Source organism: Pseudomonas sp. NPDC090208, assembly GCF_044746785.1.
Lineage (GTDB): Bacteria > Pseudomonadota > Gammaproteobacteria > Pseudomonadales > Pseudomonadaceae > Aquipseudomonas.
On sequence record NZ_JBIVCU010000001.1, the window covers coordinates 309,971 to 323,911 of the forward strand.

A 13,941-nucleotide genomic window follows, 5' to 3' on the forward strand; every position below is an offset into this window, starting at 1 on the left:
AGCGTGCCGGGCCGGATCACAAACAAAAACGCCGCCGAGAATTGCTCTTCGGCGGCGTTTTCGTTCAGCGGGTCATTCAGGCATTGGCGAACGCGTGTTCGTTGACATGAGTGGCCGGCTGCAGTGGCAGCAGCGGTGCATGGGGGTCGGCCTTGACCGAGGCCCGCCAGGCGTCCAGCCACGCGGCATTGCCTTCGGCCCAGACCAGCTCGTGCAGACGCGCCAGCGCCACCGGGTCGCTGAGCAGTTGCAGACGCTCGTGGTTGCTCAGGTTTTCCGGACCACCCTTGACCGCATGACGGACGCGCTCGATACGCATCCACTCGATCGGCTCGGCCTGGCGGTGACGGGACGTCGCCAGCGCGCAGGCCAGGGCGTTCTGCTGCGGGTCGACCACGGCGCGGACAAAGCCGTCGTTCAGCGCATGCCAGCGGTTTTCGTGGGTGTACTGATCGGTGGAGACCAGTTCCTGTGGCGGCGTGTGCTCTTCCGGAATCAGGAAATAGCTCTCGTCTTTCGCCTTCAGGCCCAGTTTGGTCCGGCTGGAAATCACCGACACCGGAATCGACAGGATCAGCGAACCGACAATCGGCGTCAGCCACCACAGGAAGCTCGGGTTCAACCAGATCACCAGCGCGGCCCAGGCAAAGCCCAGCACCGTCTGCGGACCGTGACGCTTGGCCGCTTCGCTCCATGGCGTGGAGTCGTCGTCACGTTGTGGCGAGTTCCAGGTCGCCGCCCAGCCGAGGAACGCGGCGAGGACGAAACGGGTGTGGAAAATCATCCGCACCGGCGCCAGCAGCATGGAGAACAGCATTTCCATGAGCATCGACAGGGTGACCTTGATCCGGCCGCCATAGCCCTCTGCACCCTTCGCCCAGATCAGGACGATGCTGAGCAGTTTCGGCAGGAACAGCAGCACGATGGTGGTGGAGAACAGCGCCACGGCTTTTTCCGGGTGCCACTGCGGCCACAATGGATACAGCTGACGCGGCTCCAGGAAGTAGGTCGGCTCCATCAGCGTGTTGACCGCCAGCAGTGCCGTCGACAACACCAGGAACAGGAACCACAACGGCGCCGACAGGTACGACATCACGCCGGTCAGGAACACGGCACGGTGTACCGGGTGCATGCCCTTGACCAGGAACAGGCGGAAGTTCATCAGGTTACCGTGGCACCAGCGACGGTCACGCTTGAGTTCGTCCAGCAGGTTCGGCGGCAGTTCTTCGTAGCTGCCCGGCAGGTCGTAGGCAATCCACACGCCCCAGCCGGCACGGCGCATCAGCGCGGCTTCGACGAAGTCGTGGGAGAGGATCGCACCGGCGAAGGCACCTTTACCGGGCAACGGCGCCAGGGCGCAGTGCTCGATGAATGGCTTCATGCGGATGATCGCGTTGTGACCCCAGTAGTGGGATTCGCCCAGTTGCCAGAAGTGCAGACCGGCCGTGAACAGCGGACCGTACACGCGGGTGGCGAACTGCTGCATGCGTGCATACAGCGTGTCCATGCCCGAGGCTTTCGGCGCGGTCTGGATAATACCGGCGTCCGGCGTGGCTTCCATCAGGCGCACCAGACTGGTCAGACACTCGCCGCTCATCACCGAGTCGGCGTCGAGTACGACCATGTAGCGGTAATCGCCACCCCAGCGACGGCAGAAGTCGTCGAGGTTGCCGCTCTTGCGCTTCACGCGACGGCGGCGACGACGATAGAAAATCTTGCCGAAACCGTTGGTTTCGCGGCAGACGTCCAGCCAGGCCTGTTGCTCGGCAACGGCGATGTCGGTTTCGTTGGTGTCACTGAGGACGAAGAAGTCGAAACGGTCCAGGTCACCGGTAGCGGCCACCGACTCGAACGTCGCACGCAGACCGGCGAACACGCGCGGTACGTCTTCGTTACAGATCGGCATCACCAGCGCGGTGCGGGCACCGGCTTCGATCGGCTCGTTGCCGGCGCTGGCACCGGAGATCCGGTACTTGTCACGGCCTGTGAGCAGTTCGAGGAAGCCCATCAGCGCGGTCCAGAAACCGGCGGATACCCAGCAGAACAGAATCCCGAACATCAGCAGGATGGTGGTCTGCAGCGCGTACGGCATCACCTGCACGGCGGTCTGCCACAGGGTCTGATGGCTGATTTCGTCGAACGACACCAGCGACCAGCCCTGATACGGCAGGATGCCTTTCATATAGAAGCCGGCGACGATGGTCTGACCCAGCATCAGTAACAGCAGGATGTAGCGGCGGATCGAGCCGACGGTACGCCAGCGCGACTTCGGCAAGTCACGCGGCAGGTCGTCATGGGTCGGTGGCGGCGGGTTGGTTTTCCCGGTCATCCGGCGCCAGGCGCGGTGCAGAATGTTGGTGCGCCACGGCTCCGGTACCACCTTGGTCCGGCGGATCGGCGGCGCGGCCTTCAGGCACACCCGGCCGCTGGCGTCGACGGTCAGCATTTCGGCTTCGCGCAGTTCGTCAGCGGTGGTCAGGGTCAGGCGACGCTCCACCGAAGCCTGAGCGGCTTCGGCAGGATCGTCGACAGTCTTCGCCGAAAGGCGTTCGTGCAGCTCGGCGAACGAGGTGCAGCTGGCCAGTTCGGCCCGCTGCTCGTCGCTCATCGGCAAATGTGCGAGGTACTCGCCAAGAGACTCAGGCACGGCGTGTGAATTACTCATCGGCTGGCAACTGGTAGCTCCAGGTCTCGGTCAGGACTTGTTGAATCATGGCCGGGCCCGGTTGGGTGGATGCAGCCTCTACAGCTGGCTGCGGGGTTTCTTTACTGCCTTTGTTGGCTTTTGCAGCGTCGCCCAGAGCGGCTTCAGGCCGGGAGGCTTCGTCGCTCGGCTTGGCTTCCGCCACCTTGGCGGCGTCGGCCTTGGCAGCATCGGCCTTGTCGGCTTTGCCTGCATCCTTGCCCTCGGCCTTGGCGTCCGCCTTGGCCACTTTCGCGTCTTTGGCGTCTTTCGCATCGCCGGCCTTCAGGGCGTCGGTCTTGACGATTTCCGCCTTGTCGTCCTTCGGTGCTGCCGCTACGACAGCAGGCTTGGCCTCGGCTTTTTTCTCAGACTTCTTGTCTGTTTTGTCCGCGGTGATCACCGCAGGTTCCTTGCCTGGCTCTGCCGGTGTTTCACGCAGCAGGTAAGCGCGCATTTCCACATTCTTGTTCGCGTCTTTGACTTTCAGACGCAGCGTCAGACGCCAGCCTTTGGTGACCGGGTTGTAACGCAGGTTGTTCTCGACCAGCTCGGTGTTGTCGTCAGTGGTGACCTGGCTGCGAATGGCCGGGTCTTCACCCAGTTTGGCCAGGGTCGGGCCGACGAAATCGACCAGATACGCCACGCTGCCGTCCGGTTGACGGATCAGGTTGGACTGCTTCACGTCACCGGTGGAACGCAGGGTCTGCTTGACCCAGCCCAGATCCGGCGAATGGATGGAATCTTCGTCCATGGTGAAGTGCAGGCGGTAGTTGAACTCCACCGGCTGGCCTGGCTCAGGTTGAGCTTCCGGCTTCCAGAACGCCACGATGTTGTCGTTGGTTTCGTCGGCGGTCGGAATCTCGACCAGATCGACGGTGCCTTTGCCCCAGTCGCCTTTCGGCTCGATCCAGGCGCTTGGACGCTTGTCGTAGCGGTCGTCGAGGTCTTCGTAATGGCTGAAGTTGCGGCCACGTTGCAGCAGGCCGAAACCGCGCGGGTTTTCTACCGAGAAGCTGCTGACTGCGAGGTGTTTCGGGTTGTTCAGCGGACGCCAGATCCACTCGCCGTTGGCCGCCTGGATCGACAGACCGCTGGAGTCGTGCAGCTCGCGACGGTAGTTGAGGACTTTCGACGGCTGGTTGGCACCGAACAGGTACATGCTGGTCAGCGGCGCAACGCCGAGCTTGCCGACCTTCTCACGCAGGAACATGCGCGACTGCACGTCAACCAGGGAGTTGGTGCCTGGGCGCAGGGTCAGCTTGTAGGCACCGGTGGCGCGTGGCGAGTCGAGCAAGGCAAAGATCACCAGATGGTTGTCATCGGCGCTCGGCTTCTCGATCCAGAATTCGGTGAAACGCGGGAATTCTTCACCCGAGGACATGGCGGTGTCGATGGCCATGCCGCGTGCGGACAGACCGTAGACCTGGTTCTTGCCGATGACGCGGAAGTAGCTCGCGCCCAGCATGGTCATGATCTCGTCCTGCTTGTCGTCCCGATTGATCGGGTACATGACGCGGAAACCGGCCCAGCCGAGGTTCTCGGTGGCCTTGGCGTCGAACTTCATGCCGCCGAAATCGAAGCGGTTCGGGTCGTATTTGATCTCGTTGACGGTGGTTGCCGTCACTTCGTTGATTTTCACCGGGGTGTCGAAGTGCATGCCCTGGTGATAGAAGGACAGCTTGAACGGGGTCTTGTCATTGGCCCATTCAGCCTTGTCCTGCAGGAAACGGATCTTCTGGTAGTCGGCAAACTTCATGTCGCGGAATTCCGCGGGAAGGTTGCTCTTGGGTGCTACGAATTTCTGTCCGGCCAGTTCTTTGGCCTTTGTCGCCACGTCGTCGAGATCGAACGCCCACAGCTGACCGGCGCCGAACAGGCAGAACAAAGCCGACCCGGCAAGCAAGGCGCTGCGCAGGCGCATGCCAGGGGTCTTTGGTGCATTACATGGACTAACAATCACGAGCAACCCTCGCCGAAAACAGATGAATAAACCAACGGCCAGCGATCAGATGCCGGGTTGGCGAGCATTGTTCCGACTGCGAAAGGGGCCAATGATTCCCCAAACGTTGTCGGACCAATCTGCGTTTTTACCGATTTGACAGACAATCGGCTGTCTTTGTAGCGCGCGATTATCTAGCAGCCTGCGTTACAACGCATCAGGGGAAACGAAGTATTTATGGCTTTTTGCCTATTAAATCCGGGCGGACCAGACAAAACCGGGACTTTACGTCTCCAGTAAAAATGTCACAGGGCCATCATTGACCAGATGAACCTGCATATCCGCACCAAATTGGCCCGTTTCCACCGTGCCGTGCGAGCTTTTAGCCTTCTCTACCAGGTAATCGAACAACTCGGCACCCAGAGCGGGCGGCGCGGCGCTGGAAAAGCTCGGGCGCATGCCGCTCTTGGTGTCGGCCGCCAGGGTGAACTGGGAAACCAGCAGCAATCCACCACCGACATCGCTGACGGACAGGTTCATCTTGCCCTGCTCGTCAGAGAACACTCGGTAGTTAAGCAGCTTGTGCAGCATTTTGTCGGCGCTCGCGCGGGTGTCTTGCGGTTCGATGCCGATCAGCACCAACAGACCCTGATCGATGGCCCCGACTGTTGCGCCAGCAACATCGACGCGTGCACCGCGCACGCGTTGCAGCAAACCTTTCATTCAATACCTTCCACGCATTTCTGGATCCCCACAATCTGTGTGGGAGCCGGCTTGCTGGCGAATGCGTCGGGTCAGACAGAAAATCAGTGCCTGACACTCCGCGTTCGCCAGCAAGCCGGCTCCCACAGTTTGATCCTCTTGGGCCCTTACGCCTCTTCCGGCGGCAGATCCAGCAAACGCCGCGCCACCTGAGACGCCGCCCGTACCAGCGCATCGGTGATGCCCGGCTCGGACGCGGCGTGACCGGCATCGCGGATCACCTGCAGTTCGCTGTTCGGCCAGGCCTGATGCAGCTCCCAGGCATTGTCCAGCGGGCAGATCACGTCGTAGCGGCCATGCACGATGATACCCGGCAGGTGAGCGATCTTCGGCATGTCACGAATCAACTGGTTGTCTTCGAGGAACGCATTGTTGGTGAAGTAATGGCACTCGATGCGGGCAATCGACAGCGCGCGCTGCGGCTCGGAGAAGCGATCCACCACCAGCGGGTTCGGGCGCAGCGTCGCGGTGCGGCCTTCCCAGGTGGACCAGGCCTTGGCTGCGTGCATCTGGGCGATCTGGTCGTTGCCGATCAAGCGCTTGTGGAACGCGCCGAGCAAATCACCGCGCTCGTCCAGCGGGATTGGTGCCAGGTAATCCTGCCAGTAATCCGGGAACAGGCGGCTGGCACCTTCCTGATAGAACCATTTGATCTCCTGCGGGCGGGCCAGAAAGATGCCGCGCAGAATCAGTGCATGAACACGATCGGGGTGAGCCTGGGCGTAGGCCAGCGACAGGGTCGAACCCCACGAGCCGCCGAACAGCACCCATTTGTCGATGCCCAGGTGCTTGCGGATGCGCTCCAGGTCCTCGACCAGATGCCAGGTGGTGTTGTTTTCCAGACTGGCGTGGGGCGTGGAACGGCCGCAGCCGCGCTGGTCGAACGTGATGATGCGGTACAGGGTCGGATCGAAGTAGCGACGGCTCTGCGCGTCGCATCCCGCACCCGGGCCACCGTGGATGAACACCACCGGCAGGCCTTCCGGCGAGCCGCTTTCATCGACATACAGCACATGCGGCTCTTCTACCGCCAGATCGTGCCGGGCGTAAGGTTTGATCTGCGGGTACAAAGTCTGCATAGGTGCTCCAAAAGTCCAATTCAGGGGCTGCTATCTATCTGCCGCCGGGCATCATAAACCCGAATCGCCGAATGAGCATGCTTGCCTGTTTCACGGCATCTGTCACCTCTGTTTTCGTGGCCTGGCGCAGGACTGACATCAATGCCGTGCTACTCATATGACGAGAGTGGAACGATCAATGCAGGCAATTGGCCGAAGTAAACGGCCGCGAACCAGAGCGTTCCACCCGAGTCGAACCGAGGGGTGCGCCGCCGCACATTTCATCCATTTCGGCAGGAAATAACCGACGACACACCCTACAGTCAAACAACCCGTTTTATCGTCCAACCAACTTGAGGTCGTACCCGATGTCTCCGGAACCCAACGTTCGTGACGCTGAAGTGGCAGCCTTTCGTGAAGCAGTGCTGACCAAACTGGAATATGCCGTGGGCAAGGATGCCGACCACGCGTTCGACCATGACTGGTTCATGGCCATCGCCCTGGCGACCCGCGACAAAATGGCCGAGCGCTGGATGAATCACACCCGGTACATCTACCGGCAGGAAAAGAAACGCGTCTATTACCTCTCGCTGGAATTTCTCATCGGTCGGCTGATGTTCGACAGCCTGAGTAACCTCGGCATTCTGGAAACCGCCCGCGAAGCATTGAAGGGCCTGAATGTGGATCTGGAAAGGATCCGTACTCTGGAACCGGACGCTGCGCTGGGCAACGGCGGCCTCGGCCGTCTGGCCGCGTGTTTCATGGAGAGCATGTCGACCCTGGGCATCGCCGGCCATGGCTACGGCATCCGTTACGAACACGGCCTGTTCCGTCAGGCCATCGTCGACGGCTGGCAGCAGGAGCAGACGGAAAACTGGCTGGATTTCGGTAACCCGTGGGAGTTCGAACGCCCGGAAGTGATCTATCAGATCGGCTTCGGCGGCAGCGTACAGCCCAAACTGGACGTCACCGGAGCTCCGGTGCTGGACGCCTCCGGCGAAACCCGCCAGTGCTGGCACGCCGGCGAAACCGTACGGGCGATTGCCTACGACACCCCGGTGGTCGGCTGGCGCGGCAAGGCGGTCAACACCTTGCGCCTGTGGCGGGCGCGGGCGGTCGAAGACCTGCATCTGGAACGCTTCAACGCCGGGGACCACGTCGGTGCCGTGGCGGAAGTCGTGCGCGCTGAAAGTATTTCCCGCGTGCTCTACCCCAACGACAGCACCGAGGCCGGCCAGGAACTGCGCCTGCGGCAGGAATACTTCTTCGTTTCGGCTTCGCTGCAAGACTTGCTGCGCCGCCACAAGAACATGGGCTACGACATCCACAGCCTGCCGGAACACGCGGCGATCCAAATGAACGACACTCACCCGTCGATCGCCGTGGCCGAACTGATGCGTATCCTCATCGACCTGTACAACGTCGAGTGGGACGAAGCCTGGCGCATCACCGTCGGCACCCTCGCCTACACCAACCACACCCTGCTGCCCGAGGCGCTGGAAACCTGGTCGGTGGGCCTGATGGAACGCATGCTGCCGCGGCACATGCAGATCATCTACATGATCAACGCCCAGCACATCGATGAAGTGCGGGTCGAGCACAAGGACGACCCGGACCTGTTCGGCCTGCTGCGCTCGGTGTCGCTGATCGAGGAAGACAACGGCCGCCGCGTGCGCATGGGTAACCTGGCGTTCCTCGGCTCCCACAGCGTCAACGGCGTGTCGGCACTGCACACCCAGCTGATGCGCAAGACCGTTTTCGCGCAACTGCACAAGCTCTATCCGGAGCGGATCAACAACAAGACCAACGGCATCACCTTCCGCCGCTGGCTGTTCCAGTCCAACCCGCAACTGACCGCGATGCTGGTCAAGGAGCTGGGCGAGCAGGTCCTCGACAACCACGAGACCGCCTTGCTCAAGCTGGCACCGCTGGCCGACAACAGCAAATTCCAGAAGGAATTCGCCGCCCAGCGCCTGCACAGCAAGAAAGCCCTGGCAGCCATCGTTCAGGAACGCATGGGCATCACCCTCAATCCCGAAGCGCTGTTCGACGTTCAGGTCAAACGGATTCACGAGTACAAACGCCAGTTGCTCAACCTGTTCCACACCGTGGCGCTGTACCAGGCCATGCGGGCCGACCCGAGCACCAACTGGGTGCCGCGGGTGAAGATCTTCGCCGGCAAGGCGGCCGCCAGTTATCACTCGGCCAAGCTGATCATCAAGCTGGCGAACGACATCGCCCGCACGGTGAACAACGACCCGACCCTGCGCGGCCGGCTGAAAGTGGTGTTCATGCCCAACTACAACGTCAGCCTGGCGGAAAGCATCATTCCGGCGGCAGACCTGTCCGAGCAGATTTCCACGGCGGGCCTGGAGGCCTCCGGCACCAGCAACATGAAGTTCGGCCTCAACGGCGCGCTGACCATCGGCACGCTGGACGGCGCCAACGTGGAGATGAGCGAGCAGGTCGGGCTTGAACACATGTTCATCTTCGGCATGACCGCCCAGGAAGTCGAAGCGCGCAAACATGCCGGCGAGTTCAATGCCCACGGCGACATTGCAGGCTCCGCACGCTTGAACGACGTGTTGCAGGCGATTCGTGGCGGGGTGTTCTCGCCGGACGATCCGTACCGTTACACCGGGCTGATCGACCAGTTGATCAGCTACGACCGCTTCTTCGTCTGCGCCGATTTCGAGTCGTACTGGCAGGCCCAGTCGCGGGTCGAAGCACGCTGGCACGACTCGAAGGAATGGTGGCGCTCGGCGGTGCTCAACACCGCACGTATGGGCTGGTTCTCGTCGGACCGGACCATCCGCGAGTACGCCAACGAGATCTGGAACGCTCTGGATTGACACGCTTCACGCCAGCCCTGTAGGAGCTGGCTTGCCCTGCGACCGACTGCGCAGCAGTCGTAAATCCGGCGAATGCGGTCTCACTGACAGACCGCGTGTACTGTTTTTACGACGACTACGTCGCCGGTCGCAGGGCAAGCCAGCTCCTACATGGATGGCTTTTGATTCTGGCCGAAGGCCGTAGGAGTGAGCTTGCTCGCGATTGCGTTCTATCAGACGGGGATTTTGTGTCTGACACACCGCAATCGCGAGCAAGCTCACTCCTACGGTAGGCGAACCATCGGACACAAATTGTTTCCTCGCCCGATATACTCCTGCCCATCGCCGTTCAGCGGCTGAAACAGGATGTCGTCGCGTGCAATGGATTTTCATGGTGGCCGGTCTGGCCGCTGGCGGGATGCTGGATGAGTCGGTCATCGGCGCCCTTATCGGCGCGTTGCTCGGGCTGGTGCTGGCGCAGAGTTTCCGCGTCACGACCCTGAGCCGGCTAAGCGCCGCACAGCAGACGCAACTGACCGAAACCCGTCAGACGCTCGACGCCCTGCAACAACGCCTGAGCCAACTGGAACATGGCCCCTTGCCGCCTGCCGAGGCTCCTGTCGCCGAGCCGCTGAATATCCAACCGGTGTCCACCGACGGCCCGGAGTTGCTCTGGGACCTGCCGGATCTGCAAACGCCCGAGCCTGTCCCTTCCACCGATACCGATTCCGAATGGCGACGACCTGAGCCAACGCCTCCACCTGCCCGCCCGGCCGTGCAGATCAAGCCGACCGCGCCCGTCGAGCCCAACCCGTTCGACAGCGCGCTGTCCCGCGCCAGAGGCTGGCTGCTCGGCGGCAACACCGTGCTGCGCGTCGGCGTGGTGCTGTTGTTTCTGGGGCTGGCGTTCTTGCTGCGCTATGCCACCGAAGGCATGGTCGTGCCCATTGAAGCGCGTTATGCCGGGGTTGCGCTGGCGGCGGTGGCACTGCTCGGTCTGGGTTGGTGGCTGCGCGGACGCAACGCGGCGTTTGCCCTGACGCTGCAGGGCACCGGCATTGCCGTGCTGTACCTGACGGTGTTCGCGGCGATGAAAGTCCATACCCTGCTGGCACCGGGGATGGCTTTCGCCCTGCTGGTGGCGGTGACGCTGTTTTCGGCCATTCTCGCCCTGACCCAGAACGCGCTGGCGCTGGCCTGTGTCGCGGCCCTTGGCGGTTTTGCCGCGCCGCTGCTCACGTCTACCGGTGAAGGCAGCCATGTCGCGCTGTTCAGTTACTTCGCCCTGCTCAACGCCGGCATCTTTGCCATCGCCTGGTTCAAGGCCTGGCGCCCACTGAACCTGATCGGCTTCGTCGGCACCTTCGGCATCGGCTGCGCCTGGGGCCTGAAGGCTTACACCCCGGCGCTGTTCTGGAGCACCGAGCCGTTCCTGATTCTGTTCTTCCTGATGTATCTGGCCATCGGCCTGCTGTTCGCCCGGCGCAAGCTGGCCGAACACGCCGACGGCCCGCAGGACGACAGCCGCGCCGCCGTGCTGCGTTGGTCGGCGCAACACAGCCATTACGTGGATGGCACGCTGCTGCTCGGCACGCCCATCGCCGGCTTTGGCTTGCAGTACGCGGTGATCAAACACCTGGAATTCGGCGCCGCGTTCAGCGCCTTGGTCATGGGCCTTCTTTATATGGGCATCGCGCGCCTGCTGGCCGGACGCGCGCCGGGCCGGGCGCTGTTGCTGGTGGAAACCTGCCTGGCGCTGGGCGTGGTGTTCGCCACCCTGGCGATTCCGCTGGGGCTGGCGGCGCAGTGGACCACAGTCGCCTGGGCCATCGAAGGCGCAGCGGTGTTCTGGCTGGGCATGCGCCAGAACCGTCTGCTGGCACGTGGCTTCGGCCTGCTGCTGCAACTCGGTGCCGGGTTCGCCTTTGTCGGCGTGGTCGGTCGCTGGTTCTCGGCGAGCTTCAATCATGGCGATTTCTGGACGCCGCTGATCATTTCACTGGCCGGGCTGATCAGCGCCTTTTGCGTACAGCGCATCGGCACCCTGCGGGTACTCAGTGTCCGATTACTGGAGCCGCTGTTGCTGATCTGGGGTGCGCTCTGGTGGTCGGTGGCGCTGTGCATGAGCACCCACTATCTGCCGAGCGATCTGGATATCACCCTGCTGTTGCTGTTCGGCGCACTCAGTGTGGTCCTGTGGACACTGGCCGCCTTGCGCCTGAACTGGTCAGGACTGGCGCAACTGTGCACGCTGCTGACACCTGCCAGCGGCGTGTTGCTGGGCCTGATGCTGATCGACACCGATTACAACCCGTCCGCCGACTGGGGCTGGTTGAGCTGGCTGGCGGTGTTCGTCGTGCATCTGTGGTCGCTGCGCAAGCTGGACGACCGTTTGCCGTCAGCACTGCGCAGCGCTGCCCATGTGCTCGGTTGCTGGCTGATCATTGGCGTGCTCTCGCTGCAATTGCGCTACGGCCTGATGGTGCTGTCGGACGCCTACAACGCCTGGCGCTGGCTGGGTTGGGCGGTGCTGCCGAGCCTGTACCTGCTGGCGATGACGGCCCCGCTCAACTGGCCGTGGCCTGTCAGCGCCTACCCGCGCGACTACCGCGTCCGTGCTGCGGCGCCGCTGGCGGTGTTGATGCTGGCGTGGTTCTGGCTGGCGAACGGCTTCAGCGAGGGCGCCGCCGATCCGCTGCCTTACATTCCACTGATCAACCCGCTGGAGTTGGGCCTGCTGATCAGCCTGGTCGGCATCGTCAAATGGACTCGCCAATACCTGTCGCAACTGGGCTTCGGCCCGGCCCAGGCCCGCCGCGGCGCACTGGTGATCGCCGGGGCTTCGCTGTTTGCGCTGGTCACGGCGATGGTCACGCGCAGCGCCCACCACTGGGCGAACGTGCCGTGGCACAGCGACGCGCTGTTCGAATCGATGCGCGTGCAGGCCGGTCTGTCCATCGTCTGGACCCTGATGGCCCTGGCGCTGATGATCGGCGGGCACCTGCGCGTCCGCCGTGATCTGTGGATCGTCGGTGCCGTGCTGATCGCCGTCGTGGTCGCCAAACTGTTCTTTATCGAGCTGAGCAACCGCGGCGGTCTGGAGCGGATCATCTCGTTCATCGGCGTCGGCATTCTGCTGTTGGTGGTGGGCTATTTCGCCCCGTTGCCGCCGCGTCAGACCGACGCTGCCCCGCCCCCAGACGACGCCGGCCCCAGTGAACCGGCCACCCCGCGGGAGCAGCCATGAAACATTCGAGGAGTCCATCGTTGAGCCGCCTTTTCATCGTCATGCTGAGCCTGTCGGCCGCGCTGTCGAATACGTCGCCAGCTCAGGCAGAAGACCTGCCGGATGACTTCGCCAGCCATACGCCCATGACCCTGAGCGGCGAAGGGCCGTGGTATCGCCTGGAGTTGCCGCTGAATCTGCAACTGCACGCCCGCCAGAGCAGCCTCAACGATGTCCGCGTGTTCAACGCCGACGGTCAGGCCCAGCCCTACGCCCTGACGCTTGGCCAGCCCCAGCAGGAAGAGCAGACGCCGGTCACGGTGAAGGGCTTCCCGCTGTACAACAACGACAACGCCCGGGATGCCGAACCGAAGATTCGCGTCGAGCGCAGCACCAACGGCACCCTGGTCGAAGTGCAGCCGCAGGGTGAAATCGAGGCTGGCGAAGAAATCCTGCGCGGCTGGCTGCTGGACACCAGCGCAATCAAGGCGCCGCTGGATCAGTTGATCCTCGACTGGGACAGCGAACATGACGGCTTCCAGCGCTTCAGCATCGAGGCCAGCGATGATTTGCAGCACTGGAGCCGCTGGGGCGAGGGCCAAGTGGCGCGGCTGTCGTTCGCCGACGAGTTGGTCGAACAGCGCGTCATTACCCTGCCGGGCCGCAGTGCGCGCTATCTGCGTCTGCTGTGGAACGTTCCACAATCGGCCCCGAACCTGACCTCGGCACAAGTGGTCAGCATTCACCCCGGCGCGCTGCCGTTGAGCTGGTCGCCGAAGATCGGCGGCGATGTGGAAAAGCCCGGCGTGTATGTCTGGCAACTGCCAGTGGCATTGCCGCTGGAGCGCATGCGGGTCGACATCACCCAGCCCAACAGCCTCGCCCCCGCCACCCTGTATGCCCGCCGCGACAGCCAGGCGCCGTGGCACGTGATCGACAGCGGCTTGCTGTATCGCCTGACCCAGAATGGCCAGGACGTGGTGCAGGACGAAATGAAACTGCCCGGCGAAGTCGTCCAGCAGCTCAAGCTGGAAGTCGACGACCGTGGCGGCGGTCTGGGTAACGAAGCACCGATGCTGAGTTTCGCCGTGCGCGCCACGCAACTGGTGTTCCTCGCCCGCAGCGCGCCGCCCTATAGCCTGAGCATCGGCAACGCGACAATCAAAAGCGCCAGCCTGCCGTTGAACACTTTGGTGCCCGGCATCACCCCGGAAAAACTGGCGACGCTGGGCAATGCCACGCTGACGCTCACTGCGCAGGCCGACAAGGTGCCAGCGGCGCCGCCGGCCAAGGGGCCGGACTGGAAACGCATCGGCCTGTGGGCGGTGCTGGTGCTGGGGGTTGTTCTACTCGGCTGGATGGCGCTCGGCTCGCTGCGCGCGGCGAATAAAAATCGCGGAGGCTGAACCGATCCCGCAGCCGATAAAATGCACACGATG

General features: G+C 62.8%; 7 protein-coding genes. 3 read left to right on the forward strand and 4 right to left on the reverse strand.

Annotation, left to right across the window (positions count from 1 at the left end):
* Positions 1–76: 76 nt before the first annotated feature.
* The 4 genes from mdoH to pip all read right to left on the reverse strand — a co-directional run bounded on the left by mdoH (position 77) and on the right by pip (position 6,466).
* Positions 77–2,665: a glucans biosynthesis glucosyltransferase MdoH gene (gene mdoH / locus ACIPL0_RS01280; RefSeq protein WP_400594560.1), complete on the reverse strand. Its 2,589-nt coding sequence runs from the start codon at positions 2,663–2,665 to the stop codon at positions 77–79.
* Complete coding sequence (locus ACIPL0_RS01285) at positions 2,658–4,646, reverse strand: glucan biosynthesis protein G (protein WP_400594557.1); 1,989 nt, start codon at positions 4,644–4,646, stop codon at positions 2,658–2,660. Before ACIPL0_RS01285 ends, mdoH begins: the two co-directional genes overlap by 8 nt.
* Before the next feature lie 264 nt (positions 4,647–4,910).
* A complete protein-coding gene (gene dtd / locus ACIPL0_RS01290; RefSeq protein WP_400594555.1) occupies positions 4,911–5,348 on the reverse strand; it encodes a D-aminoacyl-tRNA deacylase in 438 nt (145 codons plus the stop codon).
* Between the two features lie 146 nt (positions 5,349–5,494).
* Positions 5,495–6,466, reverse strand: coding sequence for a prolyl aminopeptidase (gene pip / locus ACIPL0_RS01295; protein ID WP_400594552.1), 972 nt, complete (start codon positions 6,464–6,466; stop codon positions 5,495–5,497).
* A gap of 347 nt (positions 6,467–6,813) precedes the next feature.
* On the opposite strand from pip, the gene ACIPL0_RS01300 reads away from it, so the two are divergent.
* From ACIPL0_RS01300 to ACIPL0_RS01310, 3 genes are all read left to right on the forward strand, one after another.
* Positions 6,814–9,297: a glycogen/starch/alpha-glucan phosphorylase gene (locus ACIPL0_RS01300; RefSeq protein ID WP_400594549.1), complete on the forward strand. Its 2,484-nt coding sequence runs from the start codon at positions 6,814–6,816 to the stop codon at positions 9,295–9,297.
* 355 nt (positions 9,298–9,652) lie between these two features.
* Positions 9,653–12,523, forward strand: a complete 2,871-nt coding sequence (locus ACIPL0_RS01305) for a DUF2339 domain-containing protein (RefSeq protein ID WP_400594546.1) — start codon at positions 9,653–9,655, stop codon at positions 12,521–12,523.
* On the forward strand, positions 12,520–13,908 hold the full coding sequence (locus ACIPL0_RS01310) for a DUF3999 domain-containing protein (protein WP_400594543.1): 1,389 nt from the start codon (positions 12,520–12,522) through the stop codon (positions 13,906–13,908). Before ACIPL0_RS01305 ends, ACIPL0_RS01310 begins: the two co-directional genes overlap by 4 nt.
* Positions 13,909–13,941: the final 33 nt, after the last annotated feature.